The 23,334-nt window shown below is 68.5% G+C and carries 22 protein-coding genes; 4 read left to right on the top strand and 18 right to left on the bottom strand.

Translation table 11 applies throughout. From position 1 onward, the window contains the following. The first annotated feature begins 39 nt into the window (after positions 1-39). Positions 40-462 (top strand): DUF1801 domain-containing protein, encoded by a 423-nt coding sequence (locus AC1DHX_RS02210; protein ID WP_230009171.1) that lies wholly within the window; start codon positions 40-42, stop codon positions 460-462. A gap of 170 nt (positions 463-632) precedes the next feature. Here the strand turns inward: AC1DHX_RS02210 and rplI are convergent, their stop codons facing one another. The 4 genes from rplI to rpsF form a co-directional block, all read right to left on the bottom strand. Next, positions 633-1,085, bottom strand: a complete 453-nt coding sequence (gene rplI / locus AC1DHX_RS02205; RefSeq protein WP_018775331.1) for a 50S ribosomal protein L9 — start codon at positions 1,083-1,085, stop codon at positions 633-635. Positions 1,086-1,102: 17 nt separating this feature from the next. Beyond that, complete coding sequence (gene rpsR, locus AC1DHX_RS02200) at positions 1,103-1,342, bottom strand: 30S ribosomal protein S18 (protein WP_003800144.1); 240 nt, start codon at positions 1,340-1,342, stop codon at positions 1,103-1,105. Between the two features lie 125 nt (positions 1,343-1,467). After that, a complete protein-coding gene (locus AC1DHX_RS02195) occupies positions 1,468-2,043 on the bottom strand; it encodes a single-stranded DNA-binding protein (RefSeq protein WP_018775330.1) in 576 nt (191 codons plus the stop codon). A 55-nt stretch (positions 2,044-2,098) separates the two neighbouring features. Next, entirely contained in the window at positions 2,099-2,404 is a 306-nt protein-coding gene (gene rpsF / locus AC1DHX_RS02190) for a 30S ribosomal protein S6 (protein WP_026266755.1), read from the bottom strand. A gap of 271 nt (positions 2,405-2,675) precedes the next feature. Here rpsF and AC1DHX_RS02185 point away from each other — a divergent pair, with 271 nt between their 5' ends. After that, on the top strand, positions 2,676-3,359 hold the full coding sequence (locus AC1DHX_RS02185; RefSeq protein WP_476859632.1) for a DUF1345 domain-containing protein: 684 nt from the start codon (positions 2,676-2,678) through the stop codon (positions 3,357-3,359). An 11-nt stretch (positions 3,360-3,370) separates the two neighbouring features. Here the strand turns inward: AC1DHX_RS02185 and AC1DHX_RS02180 are convergent, their stop codons facing one another. The 14 genes from AC1DHX_RS02180 to AC1DHX_RS02115 form a co-directional block, all read right to left on the bottom strand. Beyond that, positions 3,371-4,684 (bottom strand): M18 family aminopeptidase, encoded by a 1,314-nt coding sequence (locus tag AC1DHX_RS02180; protein ID WP_476859633.1) that lies wholly within the window; start codon positions 4,682-4,684, stop codon positions 3,371-3,373. A 62-nt stretch (positions 4,685-4,746) separates the two neighbouring features. After that, positions 4,747-5,643 carry an intradiol ring-cleavage dioxygenase gene (locus tag AC1DHX_RS02175; RefSeq protein WP_476859686.1) on the bottom strand — a complete coding sequence of 299 codons (897 nt, stop codon included), beginning with the start codon at positions 5,641-5,643 and terminating at the stop codon, positions 4,747-4,749. A gap of 244 nt (positions 5,644-5,887) precedes the next feature. Beyond that, positions 5,888-7,351 (bottom strand): amino acid permease, encoded by a 1,464-nt coding sequence (locus tag AC1DHX_RS02170; protein ID WP_223914895.1) that lies wholly within the window; start codon positions 7,349-7,351, stop codon positions 5,888-5,890. A 285-nt stretch (positions 7,352-7,636) separates the two neighbouring features. After that, positions 7,637-8,398 (bottom strand): response regulator, encoded by a 762-nt coding sequence (locus tag AC1DHX_RS02165; protein ID WP_476859634.1) that lies wholly within the window; start codon positions 8,396-8,398, stop codon positions 7,637-7,639. Continuing rightward, the gene (locus AC1DHX_RS02160) at positions 8,358-9,737 is read right to left on the bottom strand and encodes a sensor histidine kinase (protein WP_476859635.1); all 1,380 of its coding nucleotides are present in this window, start codon (positions 9,735-9,737) and stop codon (positions 8,358-8,360) included. Before AC1DHX_RS02160 ends, AC1DHX_RS02165 begins: the two co-directional genes overlap by 41 nt. Before the next feature lie 49 nt (positions 9,738-9,786). Further along, positions 9,787-10,671, bottom strand: a complete 885-nt coding sequence (locus AC1DHX_RS02155) for an ABC transporter permease (RefSeq protein WP_476856775.1) — start codon at positions 10,669-10,671, stop codon at positions 9,787-9,789. 3 nt (positions 10,672-10,674) lie between these two features. Next, positions 10,675-11,616 (bottom strand): ABC transporter ATP-binding protein, encoded by a 942-nt coding sequence (locus AC1DHX_RS02150; RefSeq protein WP_476856774.1) that lies wholly within the window; start codon positions 11,614-11,616, stop codon positions 10,675-10,677. Between the two features lie 177 nt (positions 11,617-11,793). Next, a complete protein-coding gene (locus tag AC1DHX_RS02145) occupies positions 11,794-13,290 on the bottom strand; it encodes a phosphatase PAP2 family protein (protein ID WP_476850690.1) in 1,497 nt (498 codons plus the stop codon). 15 nt (positions 13,291-13,305) lie between these two features. Continuing rightward, complete coding sequence (locus AC1DHX_RS02140; protein WP_476859636.1) at positions 13,306-14,493, bottom strand: MFS transporter; 1,188 nt, start codon at positions 14,491-14,493, stop codon at positions 13,306-13,308. Next, positions 14,490-15,263: a DeoR/GlpR family DNA-binding transcription regulator gene (locus AC1DHX_RS02135; RefSeq protein WP_476856771.1), complete on the bottom strand. Its 774-nt coding sequence runs from the start codon at positions 15,261-15,263 to the stop codon at positions 14,490-14,492. Before AC1DHX_RS02135 ends, AC1DHX_RS02140 begins: the two co-directional genes overlap by 4 nt. Before the next feature lie 139 nt (positions 15,264-15,402). Continuing rightward, positions 15,403-17,085 carry an ABC-F family ATP-binding cassette domain-containing protein gene (locus AC1DHX_RS02130; protein WP_476850693.1) on the bottom strand — a complete coding sequence of 561 codons (1,683 nt, stop codon included), beginning with the start codon at positions 17,083-17,085 and terminating at the stop codon, positions 15,403-15,405. Positions 17,086-17,120: 35 nt separating this feature from the next. Continuing rightward, positions 17,121-19,139: a penicillin-binding transpeptidase domain-containing protein gene (locus AC1DHX_RS02125; protein ID WP_476859637.1), complete on the bottom strand. Its 2,019-nt coding sequence runs from the start codon at positions 19,137-19,139 to the stop codon at positions 17,121-17,123. A gap of 72 nt (positions 19,140-19,211) precedes the next feature. Continuing rightward, complete coding sequence (locus tag AC1DHX_RS02120) at positions 19,212-19,868, bottom strand: response regulator (RefSeq protein ID WP_476856768.1); 657 nt, start codon at positions 19,866-19,868, stop codon at positions 19,212-19,214. Then, complete coding sequence (locus tag AC1DHX_RS02115) at positions 19,865-21,262, bottom strand: sensor histidine kinase (RefSeq protein ID WP_476850696.1); 1,398 nt, start codon at positions 21,260-21,262, stop codon at positions 19,865-19,867. Before AC1DHX_RS02115 ends, AC1DHX_RS02120 begins: the two co-directional genes overlap by 4 nt. A 196-nt stretch (positions 21,263-21,458) precedes the next feature. Here AC1DHX_RS02115 and AC1DHX_RS02110 point away from each other — a divergent pair, with 196 nt between their 5' ends. Both AC1DHX_RS02110 and AC1DHX_RS02105 read left to right on the top strand, forming a co-directional pair. Next, the gene (locus AC1DHX_RS02110) at positions 21,459-22,559 is read left to right on the top strand and encodes an FtsX-like permease family protein (RefSeq protein ID WP_476859638.1); all 1,101 of its coding nucleotides are present in this window, start codon (positions 21,459-21,461) and stop codon (positions 22,557-22,559) included. Positions 22,560-22,602: 43 nt separating this feature from the next. Further along, the gene (locus AC1DHX_RS02105; protein ID WP_476859639.1) at positions 22,603-23,331 is read left to right on the top strand and encodes an ABC transporter ATP-binding protein; all 729 of its coding nucleotides are present in this window, start codon (positions 22,603-22,605) and stop codon (positions 23,329-23,331) included. Positions 23,332-23,334 lie beyond the last annotated feature (3 nt).

The raw sequence follows: 23,334 nt of genomic DNA, 5'->3' as shown, positions 1-23,334 counted from the left end.
CCGCCTGACAGGAATGTCGCGCTCTGCAAGACTGCCCTCATGGCAGAAAACAAAACGCAGGCAACCGGCGCGTCGGTTCAGGAGTTCCTGGCCGCCGTCGAGCATCCGGTCCGGCGCGCCGACGGGTTCCGCCTGCTGGCACTGATGTCCGAAATAACGGGCGAACCGGCGCAAATGTGGGGTCCGACGATTGTGGGCTTCGGCCGCTACCACTACAAGTACGCGAGCGGCAGGGAGGGCGATGCCGCGGCGGTGGGCTTCTCCCCCAGGAAATCCAGCCTGTCGCTCTACGGCCTGACATATGGACCGGAGGCCGCCGAACTCCTCGGCAGGCTGGGCAGGCACAAGCTCGGCGCCGGCTGCCTGTACGTCAACAAGCTCGACGACGTCGACGAGGCCGTGCTCACCGAACTCGTCCGGCTCGGCTACCGGCATGTCACCACGGCGCTGCACCACGCCTAAGGGGATCCGCCCCGCCAAAGCAACGCGGGGTCACCTACGGCCCATGACGCCGTCCAACATGGACCGCAAGTGACCTCGTGTTGGGGTTAAAGCAGAAGGCCCCCGCTTCGGTCCTCAGAGAGGTCCGGAGGCGGGGGCCTTCCAGCAGTTCAGACTGCAGCCGGTGAGGGCTACTTGCCTGCGACTACGTCGAGTTCGATCACAGCGGAAACGTCGTCGTGCAGACGGACGTTTGCCTGGTAGGAACCGGTCGACTTGATGTGTGCCGGCAGTTCAACCTTGCGCTTGTCGATGCGGCCCAGGCCTGCGGCCTCAACAGCGTCGGCCACGTCGCCCTGCTTGACGGTGCCGAACAGGCGTCCGGTTGCGCCAGCCTTGACGACCAGCTTGACCGGCTTGGCGGAGAGTGCAGCAGCCTGCTTCTGAGCGTCTTCCAGGGAAGCGTGCTCGCGGGCAACGCGGGCAGCCTTGATGGACTCAACCTGCTTCTCGCCACCCTTGGACCAGGTCAGGGCGAAGTTGCGGGGCAGCAGGTAGTTACGTGCGTAACCGTCCTTGACCTCGACAACGTCGCCAGCAGCACCGAGACCGGTTACTTCGTGGGTCAGAATGAGCTTTGCCATTTTAGTTAATCCCTTCCTTAGCCGCGGCCAGCGCCGGAGTAAGGCAGCAGAGCAACTTCGCGGGCGTTCTTGATTGCCTGGGCGATCTTGCGCTGTTCCTGCACCGTGACGCCAGTGACGCGACGGGCGCGGATCTTTCCGCGGTCGGAGATGAACTTGCGCAGCAATGCTACGTCCTTGTAGTCGATGACAGTGATGTCAGCGGCCTTCAAGGGGTTGGACTTTGGTTTGGGCTTACGGAGTTCAGCCTTAGCCATCGTGGAGCTCCTATTCGATGGAGCCCGTGGATATTGATCCACGGGATGGTGGTGATCCGGCGCAGTCTGCACCAGACCGCCTTGCGGCGGCCAGTCGGTTTTCGTTGCCGGACCTTAGATGTTGTTTAGAAGGGAGGTTCGGAGTCCGGGCCGTTGCCCCAGCCGCCGCCCGCATTGCTGACCCCGGGCGTGGCCCACGGGTCTTCCTGCGCGGCGGGCTGGTTGCCGCCCCATGTCCCACCGGTGTTGCCGCCCTGGTTTGCACCCTGGCCGCCACCGAATCCACCGCCGCTGTTGCCGCCGCCGAAGCCACCCTGACCACCCTGACCGCCGGAGCGCTGGGTGCGGTTGACCTTGGCGTTGGCGTAGCGCAGGCTCGGGCCGATTTCATCGACCTCAAGCTCGATAACGGTGCGCTTCTCGCCTTCTTTTGTTTCGTAGGAACGGCTCTTCAAGCGGCCGGAGACGATAACGCGCATGCCCTTGGTCAGGGACTCGGCGACGTTTTCGGCTGCTTCGCGCCAGACCGAAGCGCGGAGGAACAGGGTTTCCCCGTCCTTCCACTCATTGGACTGCCGGTCGAAGGTGCGGGGAGTAGAAGCGATGGTGAAATTCGCTACGGCCGAACCGGACGGTGTGAACCTGAGTTCGGGGTCATTGGTGAGGTTACCGATAACCGTGATAGTGGTTTCGCCTGCCATCTACTGCCTCCTTGTGCGTTCCTGCGGGGATGAAGATTGAAGGTTGGCCGCTGAATTACTCAGCAACAACTTTCTGCTCTTCGGGGCGGGTGATCTTGGTGCGCATGATGGTCTCGTTGAGACTCAGCTGGCGGTCAAGTTCCTTGGCGGTAGCCGGCTCAGCGGTGAAGTTCACCACGGCGTAGATACCTTCGGACTTCTTCTGGATTTCGTAAGCCAGGCGACGACGGCCCCAGATGTCAACCTTTTCGATGGTTCCACCATCGTTGGTGATGACGTTCAGGAACTTCTGAAGCGACGGCTCAACGGCACGCTCTTCGACCTCGGGGTCGATGATTACCATCAATTCGTAAGGACGCATATGTGAACCCACCTCCTTTGGGCTAAGCGGTTACGGCATTTCCGTAACAGGAGGTTCATTTGCGGTGTCGTGCAATGCCCGGCCGCCGGAACGGAGGCAGGGCGCAGCACAGACTTCAATAGCTTAGTGCATGCGGGCCGGAATCCGCGATTCCGTGCCTCCACCGTACGGCCCCGCGGCCTGGCCGGGAAGAGCGTCGGCGGCCATGTGGATAACCGCCACACGGCCAGCGTTCAGTCGGGGGGCGCATCGGCTGTGCCATGATCTGAAAATGCACACCAACCCCTCGTCAGCCGTGCCGCCACCGCTCCGCCGCAGCCGTCTCCGCTTCGCCGCCATGGTGCTGTTGGGGCTACTCGCCGCCGGGGCGGCCGGAATGTCAGGGCACTGGGTGCAGGCTCCCACGATTGGCTGGTGCGCCGCCGCCTTGACCTACGTCGTCTGGGTCTGGCTGGTTATCGGCCGCCTCGACCCCGCGGACACCCGGTTGCACGCCACAACGGAAGACCCGGCCCGGAGCACGACGGACCTGCTTATCCTGGCCGCCAACGCCGCCAGCCTGGGGGCGGCGGCAGCGGTCATCGTGGATTCGCACAACAACACTGACACCCTCTCCAGGATTGCCGGCGGGCTGCTCGCGGTAGTCTCGGTGGCGCTGTCCTGGACCCTGGTCCAGACGCTGTTCACACTGCGGTACGCGGAGCTGTACTACGGCACGGGCACGAGGGCAGGCTCCCGGGTGGGCGGCATCGACTTCAACCAGAGCCGGCCGCCGCAGTACACCGATTTCGCCTACTTAGCCACAAGTCTGGGCATGACGTACCAGGTATCGGACACCGCGCTGCAGAACCATGGCATCCGGGCCGAGGCCCTCAAGCACAGCCTGCTCTCGTACCTCTTTGGGACCATCATTCTGGCAACCACCATCAACCTCGTAGTCGGCGTCGCCGCGTAGGGCGCCAGGCGTCAGGCCGCCGTCCGGAAGAACGTCCGGGTCACCGCGGCCAGCCGGTGCGGGTCCTCGACGCCGCAGAGCTCGCGCGCCGAATGCATCGACAGCAGGGCGACCCCGACGTCGACCGTCCGGATTCCCAGCCGGGTGGCGGTCAGCGGGCCGATCGTCGACCCGCACGGCATCACATTATTGGAGACGAATTCCTGGTACGGAATACCGGCGTCGGTGCACAGCCGGGCCCAGAGGGCGGCGCCGGCGGCGTCGGTGGCATAGCGCTGGTTGGCATTGATCTTCAGCAGCGGCCCGCCGTTGAGGACCGGCCGGTTGGCGGGATCGTGCCGCTCGGGATAGTTCGGGTGCACGGCGTGGCCGGCGTCCGCGGAGACGCAGAACGACGCCGCGAAGGCCTGCCGCCGCTGGCTTGCAGAGGCGCCGAGTCCGTCCGAGATCCGCACGAGGACGTCCTCGAGGATGGGCCCGCACGCCCCGGACCGGGACGCCGAGCCGATTTCCTCGTGGTCGAAGGCGGCCAGCACGGCAATCGGCGCACCGTCCGGCACGGGCGTGGCAGCGTGCGCCACCAGCGCCGTGAGCCCCGCGTGCGTCGCGGAGAGGTTGTCGAGCCGGCCCGAGGCGAAGAATTCGCCCCTGGCGCCGAACACCGCCGGTGCCTGGGTGTCTGCGATGACGACGTCGTACCCGCCGATCTGCGCCGGATCCACCTCGGCATCGGCAACGCGGTCCGCAAGGAGTCCGAGCAGGTCCTCGCCGGCGGGATCGCCCAGGCCAAAGACCGGATTCATGTGCTGCTGCTTGTCCAGGGCCAGGCCCTCATTGACGGCCCGGTCCAGGTGGATGGCGAGCTGCGGGAAGCGCAGCAGCGGGCCGGTGGCCGTGAGGTGCTGCGTGCCGTCGCGCATGACGAGCCGGCCGGCGAGCTGGAGTTCGCGGTCCAGCCAGGAGTTCAGGAGGGGTCCGCCGTAGACCTCGACGCCGGCCTGCAGCCAGCCGAACTTGCCGGTGGTGGGCTTCGGCTTGAGTTTGAAGGAGGGCGAGTCCGTGTGCGCGCCGAGGATGTTGAAACCCGTGGTCGGTCCGGCGCCTGCCGGCACCACCCAGGCGATGAGGGCGCCGTCGCGGATCACGTAGAACTTGCCGGCAGCGGCCGCGGGCTCCGGCCAGGGCTTCAGTTCGTCCAGGCCGGTGAAGCCCGCCGCGTCCAGCCGGCGCGCGGCCTCGTGGACGGCGTGGAAGCTCGACGGCGACGCGCTGACGTACGCGCCGAGGTCCTGGATGTGCTCTGCGGCAGTGCTCGGTGTGGGCATGGCTCCGAGTCTAGCCCGGCACGCACGGGCCCTGGGGGCCGCGGTGCCGGGCGACGCCGCGCCTAGACGGTGACGTTGAGGCCGGCGGCGTAGCCCGCGGCCACCGAGCCGGTGATGGTGGCCAGCTGGTAGATGCCGCCGTCGTTGCCGAACACGTTGTCGGACTTCAGCGTGGTGCGGGGGAAGTTCTGCGCGCTGGATTCGTACCCGGCCGACGCGTAGACCTCCTTGCACGCGGCCTCGGTCAGCGCGATCTGTGACACCGCCAGGACCTGGCCGGCCGCCGTCGCATTGTTCATGGACTCGAACACTTCGAAGTGGATGTGCGGCCAGCGGCCGTTGTAGGCGCCGGGGTAGATGGTCTTGAACGTGACCTGGCCGTTGGCGTCGGCCTCCTGGACGCCGCGGAGGTAGTTCTCGTTCTGAAGCCCCGAGTCGTACATGGAGTATTTGCCCTCGCGGTCACAGTGCCAGGCGTACACCGCGGCACCGGCCAGCGGGGTGCAGCCGTTGGCGTTGTCGAGAAGGGTCAGCGTGACGGTCAGCGGTACGCCCTCGGCTGTGCTGGTGGAGGTCCCGAAGCTGGATGTGATGTCCTGACGGACCACGCCGGATGCCTCGAGGACGTTGGGCCCGTTGGAACCGTCACCGGGGTAGGGGCCGGCGGTTTCCTGCGGGATTTCGACCCCGCACTCGGCGATCGCCCGGGTGAGCGTCGGAGTGGCCGAGGCCGAGGCCGAGGCGGCCGAGGGCGCCGGGGCTGTTGCCGCCGAGGTCCCCGCGGCCGACGTCGAACTGCCGCTGGTGCCGCTGGTGCCGCCCGGGCTGCAGGCCGCAAGGGCTGCGGCCGTTCCCGCGCCGAGGAACATGCCCAGCGATCGGCGGCTGACGAGGGTGGAGAGATCGAATTCCAGGCCGCGGTCGTGGTTGGGGTGCGGCTCGTGCGGGGGCTGCGGCATTTTTGTCATGACCCCATCGAACCCGGCAGCGCTATGGGCTGGCTAGTCCCTTCCTGTGACGCGGCTGTGCCCCGGCACACGTGGACATGCCCTCCCCTCGGCCCGGGGCGCGGCTGTGCCCCGGCACGCATGGACATGCCCTCCCCTCGCGCCGGGCAGTGGACATGATGGCGCTATGTCCAGTGGTGGGCGCAGGGGGAGGGCATGTCCGGTGGTGCGGGACGGCCGCGGGAGCCTTCCGGGGCTACGACACCGGGCGGGCGCCCACTGTGGCGTCTTCAGCGCCAGGCTCGGCGTCAACCGGGGTGGCGTCACCGGCAGGAGCCTCGCCGGCACCTGTTGCGGGAACAGCGGCCTTGGCACCGTTCCTGCGGTAGCGGATGACGCCGATCCCCACGACGGCGGCGGCGAGAGCCAGCGAGAGCAGCAGCGATTCCCGCGTGGTTTCCAGGATCACCATGCCGATCAGCAGGGCCACGATGCTCACGATCGACACCCAGGTCAGGTACGGGAAGAGCCACATTTTCAGCTGGAGGTCCTTGGCGGCGGCGCCCATGCGGCGGCGCAGGATCAGCTGGGAGGTCGCGATGACGAGCCACACGAACAGCGCGATGGCGCCGGAGGTGTTGACCAGGAACAGGAAGACCGTGTCCGGGGCGACGTAGTTCAGTCCGACGGTGACGAAGCCGACCACGGTGGAGGCCAGTACCGCGGCGGCGGGCACGCCGCGCTTGGAAATCCGCATCCACGACTTGGGGGCGTCGCCGCGGCGGGACAGCGAGAACAGCATGCGGCTGGCGGTGTAGAGCCCGGAGTTCAGGCAGGAGAGCACCGAGGTCAGCACCACAATGTCCATGATGGTTCCGGCGCCGGGGATGCCGAACAGCTCAATGACCGCGACGTAGGGGCTCTTGGCGACGGAAGCGGAGTTCCAGGGCAGCAGGGTGACCACAATGGCGATGGAGCCGATGTAGAACACGAGGATGCGCCAGACAGTGGACTTCACGGCCTTCTTGACGGCATCGACCGGGTTCTCGGATTCGCCGGCGGCAATGGTGGCAATTTCCGCGCCGAAGAACGAGAACACCACCACGAGGATGCCGGCCAGGACGGCGCCGGGGCCGTTGGGCATGAACCCGCCGTTGCCGATCAGGTTGTCCAGGCCGGGCGCCGGAACGCCGGGGATGAGGCCCAGGATCGCGGCGACGCCGAAGAGCAGGAAGAGCACGATTGCCGCGACCTTGATGGAAGCGAACCAGAACTCGAACTCGCCGAACGACTTAACGGACCCGAGGTTGGTCAGCGTCAGCAGCACCATCAGGGCAAGCGCCCACACCCACTGGTCAATGCCGGGGACCCAGCGGTGCATGATCGCTGCCCCAGCCGTTGCCTCGATGCCGAGGACAATGATCCAGAACCATGCGTAGAGCCAGCCGATGCTGAACCCGGCCCAGCGGCCCAGGGCCTTGTCCGCGTAGGTGGAAAATGAGCCGGTTTCCGGGTTGGCCGCGGCCATCTCGCCCAGCATCCGCATGACGAGGATGACGACGAGTCCCGCCGCGGCGTACGCAACCAGGATGCCGGGGCCGGCCTGCTGGATCGCCGCACCCGAACCGACAAACAGTCCGGCGCCGATCACTCCGGCGATGGCAATCATGGACAGATGCCTGGGTTTCAGGGATTTTGAAAGCTGCTGGTCAGCGGGCATGGAAGCGCCGTCCTTCGTGGGGGGTGCAGGCCCGCTCGATGCCGGCACGGAATCGAATCCATGCTGTGCGGCGGACCACAATGTCGTTTCACACTAGACCGCGCGGCGGACCGTCCGTCTTGTGCAGTCCCACAAATGACGGCGGGTCAGACCGGGCCATCACCCAACGCGAGGGCCATAGGGTCAACCAAAGTTGCCTCACGGGCAATTCGGCAATGTGCCTGAAACCACTGCTTCAGGTACTACCTGCCGGTAACCTGCCTTGCGGCGGCAGGGCGGCGGCGGTCAGTAGTCCGCGTTGCTTGGCACCACGAGGCCGGTCTCATATGCGTACACCACGGCCTGGACGCGGTCGCGGAGGTGGAGCTTGGTCAGGATCCGGCGCACATGCGTCTTGACGGTGGCCTCGGACAGGAAGTATCGGTGCGCGATTTCGGCATTGGAGAGTCCCTCCGCCATCGCCCCGAGCATCTCGTTTTCGCGGGGCGTCAGGTCCTCCAGCAACGGATCCCGCGCCGGGCGTGCGGGGCTGCCAGCCTGCTGACCGCCCTCGTCCGCCCCGGCCTGCTGGCCGCCGGCGCCGCCTGTCCCTGCAGGATCCAGGCTGCCTGCACCGCGGACATAGGTCTCCAGCAGCCGCTGCGTAACACGGGGTGCCACCACGGCGTCGCCACTGGCCACCACCCGGACCGCGCTGACCAGTTCTGCCGGCGCCACGTCCTTGAGCAGGAACGCAGAGGCGCCTGCCCGCAGTGCTGCAAAGGCGTATTCATCGAGGTCAAAGGTGGTCAGGATGATGATTTTGGCGTCGGAGCCCGAGGCGGCGATCGCCCGGGTGGCCTCGATCCCGTCCAGCACCGGCATCCGCACATCCATCAGGACGACGTCGGGCGCGAGCTCCCGGACGTGGCGGACCGCTTCGGCGCCGTTGGATGCCTCGCCCACGATGCGCAAATCGTCTTCACCCTCCAGGATGAGGCGGAAGCCCATCCTAAGCAGCGGCTGGTCATCCACCAGCAGGACGCGTACCGGCGTGTTGTCGGACATTGTTCCCCCTTGATTCCGTGGCTTTCTCGCCGTTGCAGTTCAGTTCCGCGTGCACGCGCCAGCCGCGGTCACCGGCGCGCCCGGCGTACACGGTGCCAGCGTAGATCCTGGCCCGCTCCCGCATCCCGGCGATTCCATGCCCGGTGCCGAAGGAGTCCAGTGCGTCAGGCTTCGCCTGCGCGCCGGTCCCGGGAGCGCCCGGGTCAACGGTGCCCCTGCCGTCGTCGAGCACTTCAATGGTGACGCGGGAGCCGTTCCGGACAATGCTGACCTCCACCCGGCTGAGTGCGCGGCCGTAGCGCAGCACGTTGGTCAGCGACTCCTGCACAATTCTGTAGACGGTCAGCTGGAACGCCGCATCGTCGGGCAGGGACGGGCCGGTGTGCGTGTAGTGCAGGGGCAGTCCCGCGGTGCGGAAGCCCTCGAGCAGTTTGGCCAGGCTGCCCCCGGCCACCAGCGGCTCGCGCGGGGCATGTCCGGTGGGGGCGTCCTCGCGCAGCACGCCCAGGACGCGCCGCATGTCGGCCAGCGCGGTGCGCCCGGTCCGGGAGAGTTCGGCCAGGACGCCGGCGGCGCGCTCCGGATCCTTCTTGACCACGACGGCGGCGCCGTCCGACAGGCTGATCATGACCGTCAGCGAGTGCGCCACGACGTCGTGCATTTCGCGCGCGATCCGGTTCCGTTCCGTGACCGAGCCCAGCTGCTGGGCCCGGGCGGCCCAGGCCGCGATCTCGTGCTCGTGCTCGCGCCGCTGCCGCACCGAGATCCCGATCCCCGTGGCGATCACATTCGAGAGCGCGATGCCGATGCCCGCCGCGATGCCCGTCAGCAGCTGGAAATTCTCCGGTGTGCGGACGGCCATGTCCGGGAGCCGGCCGTCCAGCGGGCCGACGGCCAGCAGGAAGTACAGGAGCAGCAGCGGGGCGGTGGTCAGGGCCAGGGCGGCGAGGGCGAACCGCCGGGTGCGGACGACGGCGACGGCGTACAGCGAAAACCAGAGCCCGGCGGAGACATTGGACCCCCAGGGATGCAGGAAGGTGACCGCCAGTTCCAGGGCCCCCACAACAGCCGCCACCCGCACCGGATACGCCCGCCGGAAGAGCAGGACGGGCGCGGCCGCGGCGAGCAGCACGGCCACCGGCCAGTCGCCGTGGATGACCGATTCGACCGCCGTGGGCGTGACCAGGACCAGGTAGCAGAACACCACCAGGACGTCCATGACCCGCGGATTGGCCAGCAGGTAGCGCCGGAGCCGGCCGCGGCGGCGGGCCGTGAGTTCAGCAAGGGACGCGTCGGCCGGTCCGGCCGGCGCGTCCCTGACAGGTACCGCATCGATCATGCTCTGAGCCTAGATGCTGAAGGGCTTGGACGCTGCCCGTGGCGCCGGCCTAGACGTCCCGCCTCTTGAGCAGGACGGCGGCCAGGAGCACCGGGATGACAACCCAGGCGCCCAGCACCAGGGCCGCCTGCCAGGCTTCGAGGGTGTCCGGGATGTGCTCCACCGCGGTCAGCGGATCCACGGTGTTGCCGGGCAGGTATTTGCGGGCCTCCACGAAGAAGTCGCCCGGAATGAGCTGGAACGCGATGGGTGCCACGAAGAACAGTCCCACCAGGCTCATGATGCCGCCCGCCGAGTTGCGGATCAGCGTGCCCAGCGCCATGCCGATGGCCGCGACCGCCGCCACGTAAATGCTGTTGACAAGGAGCAGCTTGACCGACTGCGGGCTGCCCAGGTCCAGGCCCAGGCCGTAGTTGTCCAGGATCGGCACGGATACGAATCCGGCGGCCAGGGTGGATGCGGCGGTGACGACGAAGGAGGTCACCACCACCACCACGAGCTTGGCCGCGAACGCGGGGATGCGTTTGGGCACCGCCGCGAACGTGGACCGGGCCATGCCCGTGGTGAACTCGGAGCTCATCAGCAGCACGCCGAGGGAGCCCAGGATCAGCTGGGCGAACGCGATGCCGGAGGTGGGCACGCTGACGGCGATGTCGCCGCCCTGGGCCGCGAGCCTGGCCCCGACCTCCGGGTCCCGGGCCGCGGCCTCGGAGAACTGGCCCGTCCCCCAGGCCGAAAGCGCCCCGAACCCCACCATGACCACCACTGTTGAGCCGAGCAGGATCAGCGTGGAGAGCAGGGTGCGGAACTTGATGAATTCGGAGTTGAGGACCCGCAGGAAGCTGGGGCCGGGGCCGGAACTGCTGCCGTTTCCGGACCGCTGTGAGTCGGCGCCGCGGCGCGAGGGCGTGGATTCAACGGTTGTGGAGCTCATGGCTTAGTTGCCTCCGGCTTCGACGGGAACGGCGCCCGTGGTGATCAGCGAGTGGTATTCGACCTCATCCTTGGTCAGTTCCATGTAGGCCTCCTCGAGGCTGGCCTGCAGCGGGGTGAGTTCGTAGATCATGACGTGGTTCTCCAGCGCCGCAGTGGCGATCTGGCGCGGGTCCAGGCCTGTGACTTCGAGGAGTTCGCGCTCCTGGACCTCCACCGAGACCCCGGTCCCGGCCAGCAGCTGCATGAGCCGGTCCGGCTGGTCGGTGCGGACCCGCGTACGGCCCTGGCCCTTGCCGGTGATGATCTCCTGGATCGGGGCGTCCGCAATGATCCTCCCGCGGCCGATCACGATCAGGTGGTCCGCCGTGACGGCCATCTCGCTCATGAGGTGGCTGGAAAGGAAGACCGTGCGGCCCTCGGAGGCCAGGTACTTCACCAGGTTGCGGACCCACACCACCCCCTCCGGGTCAAGGCCATTGACGGGCTCGTCCAGGATGACGGTCTGCGGGTCGCCCAGGAGGGCGGCGGCGATGCCCAGCCGCTGGCCCATGCCGAGCGAGAAGCCGCCGACCTTCTTCCTGGCCACCTCGGCCAGCCCGGTCATCTCAATGACTTCGTGGACCCGTTTCTTCGGGATGCTGTGGGTCGCCGCCATGGCCAGAAGGTGGTTGTAGGCGGAGCGGCTCGTGTGGACTGCCTTGGCATCGAGCAGCGCGCCGACGTCGCGCAGCGGGGCGGCGTGCCTGGTCAGCGGGGACCCGTTGACGGTCACCGAGCCCGACGTCGGCCGGTCCAGCCCCATGATCATGCGCATGGTGGTGGATTTTCCGGCCCCGTTCGGACCCAGGAAGCCGGTGACCCGGCCGGCTTCGACGGTGAAGTTGACGCCGGCGACGGCGGTCTTGTCGCCGTAAACCTTGGTCAGGCCTCGTGCTTCGATCATGGAAGCGTTCCTTTGCGTAGCGGGAGATGATCCGGGGCACCGCAGTCACGGGCCCGTCTGCACACCACGCTACCGAGGCAAGCTGCGTATTTCGCCGGTCTCAGGGATGATTCAGGGGCTAATCAGGGTAGTCCGGGAGGATGACAGGGTTTGGATGACGGGTTTGGATGACCGGGTTCAGCCGAGGGGCGAGTAGTAGGTCAGCGCGCCGGGGCGGACCGTGAATTCCACCCGCCGCACCCCGGGCATGACCTCTCCGTCGACGGCGAGGACCATGGGCCCGTTCCCGGGTTCCACCGTGATCCGGTCCGTTTCGCTCAGATGGGTGATCCCGGACGTGGCCACGGTGCCCGTGAGCACGGCCCAGAGCAGGCGCAACCGGGCGAACGGCTCATCGGCAGTGATCATCCGCAGGTCCAGGACACCGTCCGCGAGTACCGGGCGCACCAGCGGCGCGTGGTCGCGGGGGTAATAGCGGCCGCGGCCGATGTACAGGATCCAGAGCCGGTGCCGGACCCCGTTGACGATCAGCGTGGTGGGGGTGCCGGCCGCGAAGGTCCGGAACATGGCCACCACTCCGGCCAGGGGTTTGCCCAGTGCCGGCTGGAGCTGCTCCCGCCGGCGGACCAGGTTCGGGTAGAGGCCGATGCTGGCCGTGTTGAGCATGATCAGCTCGAGCTGCTCCGGGCTGTCGGGGAGCCCGCGCTCGACACTCACGTGGCCGACGTCGGCCACGGCGGCCTCGCCGCGCGACGCCGCCTGCACGGCGTCCGCCAGGGTGGGGGTTCCGGCGTCGCGGGCGAAATGGTTCAGCGTTCCGCCGGGGAGCACCAGCAGCGGAAGGGAACGTTCGACGGCGGCGGCCGCCGCGGCGCCCACGGTTCCGTCGCCGCCCCAGACGCCCAGGGCCGCAATGCCCGGTCGGGTCGCGACCTGGGCGATGCCCGCGTCGACGGACTCACCGGGCCCGATTTCCTTTATATACGCCTTAGGGAATACTTTTTGCAGGGCGTCGACAGTCTCGTCAGCATAGGACCCGCCGAGGGTGTTGACCGCGATGCCGAGCCCCTGGCCGTCCGGTAATTCCGCGGCCGGGGCGGCGCCGCGGCTGGTTTCCGGGAACGGCGGACGGACGGGCCACCACTTCCGCGTCACCATGGCCGCGCCGGCGCCGATCGCGGACCCGAACAGCACATCCGAGGGCCAGTGGGCCCCGGTGTGGACCCGGGAGTAGGCCACTCCGGCCGCGAGGGGGGCCAGCGCCGCACCGAGGGCCGGGCGGACCATGCCGACCCCGAGTGCGAAAGCCACCGCGGAGGCGGAGTGTCCCGACGGCATCGACGAACTCGTCGGCTGCGGGTTCACGAAGCGGAAGACCGGAAGGTGTTCGGGCAGGGGGCGGGCCCGGGGCAGGAGGGTCTTGAACACGACGTTGGTGACCGCCGAGGCGGCGCCTTGCGCGATGAGTCCGTGCACCGCTGCCCGGCGCGTCTTGCCGGGCACCAGGGCCATGGCTCCGGCAACGCCGAACCAAAGTTTGCCCTTGTTGGCGGCGGCGGACAGACGGCGGAAGAAGTCGTCATGGCCTCCTCCCGGCAGATTGGAGACGGCGCGCACCAGTTTGCGATCGAATTTCGACAGGCGGCCGGGGGCCTTCCTCAGCATGGTTCGCATTGGACCACCATACTGCTACCTCGCGGGCAGCGGCTTCGCGGCTCCGGCGAGGACCAGCGCCACCACAATCGGAATCCCGATCGCCAGCAGGGCGGTCCTGACACCGGTGACATCGCCCAGGTAGCCCAGCAGGGGCGGCCCGGCGAGGAAGGCAATGTAGCCCAGTGTGGACACCACGGACACCCGGGCGGCCGCCTTCTTGGGATCGTCCGCGGCGGCGGACATTCCGATCGGGAACGCGAGGGCCGCCCCCACGCCCCAGAGCACGGCGCCGGCGGCGGCCAGCCAGATGGTGCCGGCGAACACGAAGAGGCAGAGGCCCGCGGTCGCCGCCGCCATGCTGGCCCGCAGCACGGCAACGCGGCCGTAGACGTCGATCGCACGGCCACCAAAGAAGCGCATAGCAGTCATGGCCAGGACGAACGCGGCGAACAGCAGCGCCCCCGTGGACTGTTCGGCGCCCAGGCCGTCAACCGCGGCCTTGGCAATCCAGTCGTTGCCGGCGCCTTCGGTCAGGGTGGCGCCGAGGACGACGACACCGATCAGCAGCGTGCGCCCGTCCCGCCAGGCCGAACCTGCGTTGCCCCGGTCCGCGTCCCCCGCGGAGGGTGCCTCGGCAGGCAGGTGGGGCAGGAAATACCGGGGGGCCACCGTGGTCAGGACGGCGACGACGGCGGCTATGACCAGCAGGTGCTCCGGGAGCCCGACCCCCAGGGTGGATAATCCGGCGCCGATCAGGGCACCGACGAACGCGCCGCCGCTGAAGGCCGCGTGGAACTGCGGCATGATGGTGCGCCCGAGCCGGTGTTCGACGTCGGCACCTTCAATGTTCTGCGAAACATCCCACAACCCGACGCCTATCCCGAAGAAGAACAGGGCAATGGCAGTCCCCGGGATGGAGGCCGCCATCAGGGAGAGCGCGACGCCGACACCGGCCGCCGCGGCCACGAGTCCGGCGCTGCGGACGGTGTTGGCGGTGCCGATCCGGCCGACGACGAACCCGGCCGTCGGCAGGGCGATCAGCGAACCGACCGCGACGCACAGCAGCAGGGTTCCCATCTGGCCCGCGGTGATCTGCAGGATCTCCGTCACGGCCGGGATGCGGGCTGCCCAGCTGGCGAAAACTAACCCGTTGATCCCGAAGACAAGGAAAGTCGCCCCGGTGGCAGCCTTGAGTTGCGGGACGGTTGCGGTACTGGTCATACGATCACTGCTTCCACCGAGTGCTGGGCGAGTTGGTCAAGTTCTTCAGGGCTGAGCTGCCGGTCGGTCACGATGGCATCCACGGCGTCCAGGGATGCGACGAGGGCGACGGCGGTGGCGTTCCATTTGGCGGCGGCACAGGCGACGATCACCCGGGCGGCGGATTCGAGGCCGGCGCGTTTGACTGCGGCGTCGTCGAGGTCGTGGGCCAACAGCCCGTCCTTGAGGTTCAGGGCGCAGGGCGTGACGACGGCGGTGTCGAAGCGCAGCGAGCGGATGTTGGATTCCGTCATCGGCCCCCGGAAGGAAAGTTCGCCGGGGACGAGGCTGCCGCCGGGCATCAGGAGTTCGGGGCGGCGCCCGGCCGGACCGTCGTCCGCGGACAGCGCGGTGACGGCCCGCAGCGACATCGGCATGATCGTCATCTCACGCTGGCGCAACTGGCGTGCGATCTCCGTGGCGGTGGTGCCGCTGTCCAGCCAGACGTGTCCACGGTCCGCGAGCATGGCCGCCACCCCGGCGGCGATCCGCATCTTGGCGGTGTGGTCCTCGAGTTCGCGTTGCCCGTAGTGCGGGTTTTCGCCGCCGAAAACGAGGCTCTTGGCTCCGCCGTGGACCCTCCGCAACACGCCGTGCAGGGCCAGGATGTCGAGGTCACGGCGGATGGTGGCGCCGGAGGCGCCGCAGGCGGCCGTCAGATCGTCCACCGTCACGTGCTCCCGGTCGCGCAGCAGTCCGCCGATCAGGCGGTGCCGCTCATCAGTGTTCATGCTCAAATGCTAGCGGCTGGTGATCATTTAATCATTTGTTGCGCGTTTCAAATAGCAACGCGGGGTCACTTCGCGCCCATAACCGCCCCGGCATGGGCCGCATCTGACCCCGCGTTGCTTAGTGGACCCCGTGATGGCTCTAGCGGGCGCGCTCGACGCGCTTTTCGTCCCAGACCGGTTCGGCGGACTCGTAGACCCTGCCGTCGGAGCCGAAAACCAGGAAGCGGTCGAAGGTTCGGGCGAACCAGCGGTCGTGGGTGACGGCCAGGACGGTGCCCTCGAAGTGGTCGATCGCCCGTTCCAGGGCCTCGGCCGAGTGCAGGTCCAGGTTGTCCGTGGGCTCGTCGAGCAGCAGCAGCGTGGCCCCGGAGAGTTGCAGCAGCAGGATCTGGAACCTCGCCTGCTGGCCGCCGGAGAGGGATTCGTACTTCTGCTCGGACTGCGCCGCCAGCCCGTAGCCGTCGAGGGCCCCGGCGGCGGCTTCGCGGCCCATGCCCGAGCGGTGCTCGTCGCCCCGGTGCAGGATTTCGAGCAGGGTCTTACCCAGCAGGTCGGGCCGGACGTGGGTCTGGGCGAAGAATCCGGGCCGGATCCGGGCGCCGAGTTTCACGGTGCCCTCGTGCGGCACCTCGGCGATCTCGACGTCGGACACCGGCAGGTGCTCCCGCTCGGGATCCGTGCCGCCGGTGGCGAGCAGGCGCAGGAAGTGGCTCTTGCCCGAACCGTTGGAACCCAGGACGCCCACCCGGTCCCCGAACCAGATCTCGGTGGAGAACGGCTTCATCAGGCCGGTCAGTTCCAGCTTCTCGGCCACGACGGCGCGCTTGGCGGTGCGCCCGCCCTTGAGCCGCATCTGCACGTTCTGTTCGATGGGAAGGGCCTCGGGCGGGCCGGCTTCGAGGAACTTCGCGAGCCGGGTCTGCGCCGCGTGATAGCGGTTGGCCATGTCGGAGCGGAACGCGGCCTTGTTCTTGTACATGTTGACGAGTTCCTTGAGCTTGACGTGCTCCTCGTCCCAGCGCTTGCGCAGTTCCTCGAAGCGCGCGTTCCGGTCGGCCCGGGCGTCCACGTAGGACCCGAAGCCGCCGCCGTGGATCCAGGCGCCGGCGCCGTTGATGCCCGGTTCCAGGGTGACGATGCGGCCGGCGGCGTTGTTGAGCAGTTCGCGGTCGTGGCTGATGAAGAACACGGTCTTCTTCGAATCATTCAGTTTGGCCTCGAGCCAGCGCTTGCCCGGAACATCGAGGTAGTTGTCCGGCTCGTCGAGGAGCAGCAGTTCGTCGGGGCCGGCGAAGAGGGCCTCGAGGACCAGCCGCTTCTGCTCGCCGCCGGACAGGCTCGACGCCGGGCGGTGCTGTGCCCGGTCGAAGGGCAGTCCGAGGGCGGCCATGCAGACCTCGTCCCAGACGGTTTCGACGTCGTAGCCGCCGGCATCCCCCCAGTCCACGATCGCCTGGGCATAGGCCATTTGGGTGGGCTCGTCGTCGTGCTCCAGCATGGCGAGCTCTGCCTCGTCGACGGCCCGCGCGGCGGCGGCCAGGGCAGGCGGGGCGGCGGAGACCAGCAGGTCGCGGACCGTGGACTCGTCCCGGACCTGGCCCACGAACTGGCGCATGATGCCCATGTTGCCGGACCGGCCGATCACGCCTTCGTCCGGGACGAGATCGCCGGAAATGATCCGGAACAGCGTGGTCTTGCCGGTCCCGTTGGGCCCGATCAGCGCTGTCTTGGTGCCGTCCGGGACCTTGAAGGTCACCCCGTTGAGCAGCTGGGTGCCGTCGGAGAGGAAGTAGTCGATGCCGGATACGTCAATATGAGCCACGCGTTCAATCTTCCCACGGCCGGGAAAGCGTCCGCTCAGCCGGCCCGGGTCAGGAACTCCTTGAGCAGCGGCCCGGACGTGGTGGCCCCGAGTCCGCCGTCCTCGACGAACACGGCGACGGCGAGGTCACCGTGCACGGCCACGATCCAGGCGTGCGTCTTGGGCGGGGTGTCGTTGCCGAACTCGGCCGTTCCGGTCTTGGCCCCGACGGGCTCGCCCGGGACGGAGGCCAGGAACCCGGCATGACCGCTGGTGACGACGGCCCGCATCATGTCAGCCAGTGCCGCGGCTTCCGCTGCAGTTACCGGCTTTTCGACGGCCGTGGCCGGTGCTGGGGCCGACGGCGTCGCGTCACCGGAGGCCGGGGCAGCCGGCGACGTGCCGGCTGTAGCCGTTCCTGTGGGGGCGGCGCCCTGGGCATCTGGGGGACTGTCGCCCTCGTTCGGATTCAATACCAGCTGGGCGGCCACCGGGGCTCCCTTGGCAACCGAGCCGGCCATGACGGCGGCGGCCAGGGGGGACAGGAGCACTTTGCCCTGGCCGATCATGGAGGCGGCATGTTCGGTTCCTTCGGCATCCCCGGGGACGGAGCCGAGGAATGCGGCCGCGCCGAGCGCAGGTGCTTCAACTGCCACGCCCAGGGAGGTCGCGGCGGATTCGAGCTGTGCCTGGGTGACGGTGTCGCGGGCGTTGATGAACGCGGTGTTGCAGGAGTGCGCAAAGGCGTCGCGCAGCGTCACGGACCCCAGGGAGGACTCAGGGTATCCCTCGGCGTTCTTGAAGGTGCGGCCGTCCACCGTGAGGGTGGGCGGGCAGTTCACCTTGGAGTCGGGCGTCATGCCGTTGCGGAACATGGCCAGGGAATCGACCATCTTGAAGATCGATCCGGGGGCATACTGTCCCAGCATCGCGGTGTCGTAGCCGTTGCTGCCCGGCCCGGAGGCGGCCGCCAGGACGGCGCCGCTGGAGGGCCGGAGCGCCACAATCGCCGACGCCGGGCCGACCTTGCCGAGGACGTCTTCCGCAAGCTGCTGCAGCTTCGGGTCCAGGGTGGTTTTCAGCGGGGTGCCTTCTTTTATCTCAGTCTGAAAAAGTACGCGGCGTCCCGCGTTGGGCAGAGCCTGCTTCTCTGCGGCGGTGAGGCCTGCCTTCTCGGCGAAGACCTGAATGCCGTCGCTGCCGCGAAGCTGCGCGTCGTATTGCTGTTGCAGGCCACCGGTGCCCGTGGTGTCCCCTGCTTTGAGTGCGCCGTTCGATTTTTCGATCTGTTCTGCATTCGCCTCCGCTGCCGTGCCCAGCAGGGCGCGGGCGAAGGTGCGGTTTGGTGCCAGCGGAAGGGAGTCGCGGATGGCACGGGCGCCGGGAATCTCACCGATCTGAGCGTCGGTGATGGTCCGTCCTTCTTCACGCAAAGTGATGGCGGCAACGAACGCCTCGGGGCCGGCCGCCGCGACCTGCTGGCCGTACGCCGCAGGGTCGACCCCCACCAGTTGGGCAAGCTTGGTGGCGGAATCGGCGGCGTCTGCACCGCCGAGCGCCGGCTTGTCGATGCCAACATTGACCACGGGCCGGTACGTGACCAGCGGGACCCCGCCGGCGCCCAGGATGTCGGCGCGCGACGGCGAATGGGTTGCCGAGCCGACGAGCTCGCCTTCGGCCAGTTCGGGGACCAGGGTGGCCGGGTTCCAGACCGTCAGCCATTTGTCGCCGGACTTCTTGAATTCGGCGAAGGTGGTGTACTTCCACTCTTCGGAGCCGATCTTCCAGCGGTAGTTGAGCGGGACCGTGGCCTTATCGGACTCCAGCGTCAGTTGGCCGCTGTCCACTGCAGGCCGGGCCGGGTCAAGCCCCTTGAATATTTCCTTGAGCTGGTCGTTGGCGGCACCGGAGTCCTTGCCCTCAAAGGCGACGGATCCGACGTCGAGCGCGGACACCGCGGAGGCGAGCTGTTTGGCAGCGCTTTCGGCGCCCTCACGGCCGTCGCCGCAGGCGACCAGCGAGCCGCCAAGAACAAGGCCCACAAGGGCCAGTGCAAGTTTTGATGAGTTCCCCATGGCGCCCATTATGCCCCGGGCCACCGACAATTCTGTTGTCACATAACACCGTCACCTGCCCGCCGGGGACGCCTAGGGCCGCCGGATGATCCTGCGCTGCGCTGCCACGGCGATCGCGGCGGTGCGGTTGTCCACGCCGAGTTTGCCGTAGATGTGCACCAGGTGCGTCTTGACCGTGGCCTCGGAAATGAACAGCTGCTTCGCGATCGCCCGGTTTCCCATCCCGGTGGCCAGCAATCCGAGCAGCTGGACCTCGCGGGCGGACAGGGCGGGCTCCGGATTCCTGATCCGGCCCATCAGCCGGGCCGCGACCTCGGGGGCCAGCGCGGTGCCGCCCGCCGCGGCAGAGAGCACCGCCTGGCGGATCTGCTCGGGCGGGGCATCCTTGAGCATGTAGCCGCTGGCGCCGGCCTCGACGGCGGCCAGGATGTCGGCGTCGGAGTCATAGGTGGTCAGGATGAGCACTGGCGGCGCCGGCTCGCCGGCCTCTCCTGCCTTGATCCGGCCGGTCGCGGTGACGCCGTCCATGCCCGCGCCCATCTGCAGGTCCATGAGCACCACGTCCGCGGGCTCGCCCAGGGTGTGGAGCCTGGCCAGTCCGGCCAGCGCGGCGGCGCCGTCGGCGGCCTCGGCCACCACTGTGATGTCCTCCAGATCACCCAGCATTGCCCGCAGACCGGCCCGGACCACCGGGTGGTCGTCCACCAGGAACACCCGGATGTTGTTCATTTCCGGTCCCCGCGGGCCGGCGCCGGCGCGGCGTTGGAACCGGGTGCTTGGCCCAGTGGCAGCCGGATGGCCACCACGGTTCCCTCACCCGGGGCAGACTCGATGTCCAGCTGCCCGTGGAGGGCGGCCACGCGGTCCCGCAGCGACGTCAGACCATAGCCGGACCCGTCCGGACGGGCCGGCAAGGCCAAGGGGTCGAATCCGGCGCCGTCGTCGTAGATGTCCATGGCCACGTCCGGGCCGAGGAAGGAAAGGGTGACGACGGCGGTGCCCGCCTGCGCATGCGCCCGCACGTTGGCCAGGCTCGCCTGCGCGGCCCGGAGCAGGACCGTCTGGTGGGCGCCGGGGAGTTCCAACGGCACGCCTTCGACGTCGAGGCGGCAACGCAGCCGGGCACCCCGCGCCGCGGTCTCCGCTTCGGTCGTTTCGCACAGCCGGAGAAGTCCGGCCACGAGGGAGCCGTCCTCAAGATCGGGGGACTGCAGGGCCCGGACGAAGTTGCGGGCCTCTGCCAGGTTGGCGGCGGCCGTGTCCCGGACAATGCGGAGCCTGTCCCGTGCCACGGCGGGTTCGCCGTCGTCCAGGGCCTTCTCGGCCGCGCGCCCCATCAGCACAATGCTGGACAAGCCCTGGGCGAGGGTGTCATGGATTTCGCGGGCCAGCCGGGTCCGCTCGGCCAGGGTGCCGGCATTGTGCTGGGTCCGGGCGAGTTCGGCACGGGTGCGGCGGAGCTCTTCGGCCGCCAGCCGCTGGTTTTCCGCTTCCAGGAACAGTGCCCGGTAGGCCAGCCCGGTGACCACAGCGAAGGCTGCGCCGAAAACGGGCCCGAGCACCATGGGCAGCTGCAGCCCCACGCTGGCCGGATCCGCACTGGCCAGATCGGGAGACGCGGTACCGCCGTTGTGGAACCAGAGCGCCGCAATGACAAACACTGTGCTCAGTGCGATCGCCGGCAGCGCCAGCCGGCGCCGGAGCACGTGCAACTGCAGGAAGAACAGCGGGAAGGCCAGCCAGACGAAGTCGGCACTGGCCCAGACCAGCAGTAGCCAGAGGAGGCAGACGCCGCCCAGCCACCAGGCCGAGTAGGGCCGCGGATCGAACCGGGACCGGCGGGCGGCGTGCCGTTTCTCCAGCACCGTGCCCGCGAGGTAGAACGCGGCGAGCAGCACGGCCAGCAACAAGGTGATCCACTCCTGGCCCGTGATGCCACCGGCCAGGAGCCGGAGCAGCGCCACCAAGAGCAGCACCGCAAAGCCGACGTGCAGGCTCACGCGAAGGACGCGCAGAATGACGGCCGCCCCGGTGGGCTCCGTGCCCGGCGCCGGTGCGCCGGCATGCCCAGCGCCCTTGGGTCCTGTGCCGTTGTGGACCGTGTTGCCGGCGTCGCCCTCCATGCTTCCAGCGTAGTGCCGGTGCGGCGGGGCTCCTGCGGAAAACGGCCCGCCCCCGGCGGAATCAACCTTTTGGTTGATCGCAGGGCCGTCCGACCGGTGCCGGCGGTCCAACCGGGCGGCCGATGCCCCGGAGTCCGGCGGAGGGAAGGCTGGAAGAAACGCCACAAGCGCCTCAAACGACACCACGAAGGACACCATGTATCTCGCCATCCGCGATATCCGCTTTGCCAAGGGACGGTTCGCCCTGATGGGTGCGGTCGTCGCCCTCATTACCCTCCTGCTCGTCATGCTTTCCGGACTGACGGCCGGCCTCGGAAACCAGTCGACGTCGGCCCTCGCCGCCCTCCCGGCCGACCAGCTGGTCTTCGGCGCCCCGGCCGGGAGCGAACCCAAGGCCTCGTTTACCGAATCCGAGGTCACGCGCGCCCAACAGGGCCTGTGGTCGGCGCGCGACGGCGTCGCCCGCGCCGACGCCGTTGGGATCAGCCAGAGCCGCTTCCAGGCACTCGGCGCCGGAGGCGTGCCGGCACGCACGGCAAGCGTTGCGGTCTTCGGCACCGAGCCCGGCGCAGGCCTGGCTCCCGCCCCGCTGGCAGAGGGAACCATCGCCGTCGGAGCTGGACTGGCGGAGGACCTGGAGCTCAGCATCGGCAGCCACGCCTCGGTGGGCGGCGCCGACCTCGTGGTGACGGCGGTCGTGCCGGAGCAGTGGTATTCCCACACCGGCGTCGTGTGGACCACGCTGGCCGACTGGCAGAAGCTGGCCCATATCCAAGACGCGGACGCCGCGACGGTGCTGGCCGTGACATTCGACTCCACGTCCGGTACAGGGGTGGATCTCGGTGCCGCCAATACCGCCGCGGGAACCGTCAGCACCACGATCGAAGGGTCTTTCCAGGCCCTCGGCTCGTACAAGAGCGAGAACGGCTCGCTGCTGTTCATGCAGGCCTTCCTTTACGGCATCTCAGCCCTCGTGATTGTTGCCTTCCTGACGGTCTGGACGGTCCAGCGCACCCGGGACATCGCCGTTCTGAAGGCACTGGGCGGGTCCGCCCGCTACATCCTCCGGGACGCCATGGCGCAGGCGGCCCTGGTCCTGCTGGCCGGCGCGGTGGCCGGCGGGCTGGCCGGTGTGGCCGGTGGAGTCCTCGCGTCGCAGGCGGCACCGTTCCTCCTCACGCCTTGGACAACGCTGCTGCCCGTCGCCGGAATCGTGCTCCTGGGCCTGGCTGGGGCAGCCCTCGCGGTCCGCAGCGTGGCCCGCGTCGATCCGCTCATCGCCCTCGGCGGCAACTGAGCAGCCCCGGCCCGCCCCATATATTCCTAGAAAGGCATATCTCGTGAATTCAACCCTGAACAACACCGCCCTGAACCTCGTCAACGTCACCCTGGAGTACCCGGACGGAGACGGCACCCTCAAGGCCCTGGACTCCGTGAGCCTCAAGGTGAACGCAGGCGAATTCGTGTCCCTGATCGGCCCCTCGGGGTCCGGCAAGTCGTCCCTGCTGGCCGTCGCCGCCACCCTGGTCCGGCCCACCGCCGGCCTGGTGGTGGTCGACGGCGAGGACGCCGGCGGATTGCCCGACTCCGGCCGCACCGCACTGCGGCGGGACAAGATCGGCATCATCTTCCAGCAGCCCAACCTCCTGCCCTCCCTCACCGCGGTCGAGCAGCTCGTGATCACCCAGCGCCTGCGCGGCGGGACGGCGCGGGCGGCCGGGGAACGCGCCGCGGCTCTGCTGGACCTTGTCGGCCTCGGGCATGCCCTGGCGAAACGGCCGCACCAGCTCTCCGGCGGCCAGCGCCAGCGCGTCAACATTGCCCGGGCACTCATGGGCAACCCTGCCGTGCTGCTGGTGGACGAGCCGACGGCAGCCCTTGACCACCAGCGCAGCGAAGCAATCGTCCGGCTGCTGCGGCAGGTCACCGACGAGTTCAGCGTGGCAACGGTCATGGTCACCCACGACACCGATTTCGTGCCGCTCACCGACGCCGTCGCGAGCATGCGCGACGGACGGCTGTCCGCCAGGGCGGCGACGGCGGCCGTTGCGGCGCCGCGTCGGGGCTAGCGG

Source organism: Arthrobacter sp. 05N33_2 (assembly GCF_056397425.1).
The sequence above is the reverse complement of the archived record's forward strand: the minus strand, read 5'-3'. Positions and strand labels throughout refer to the sequence as shown.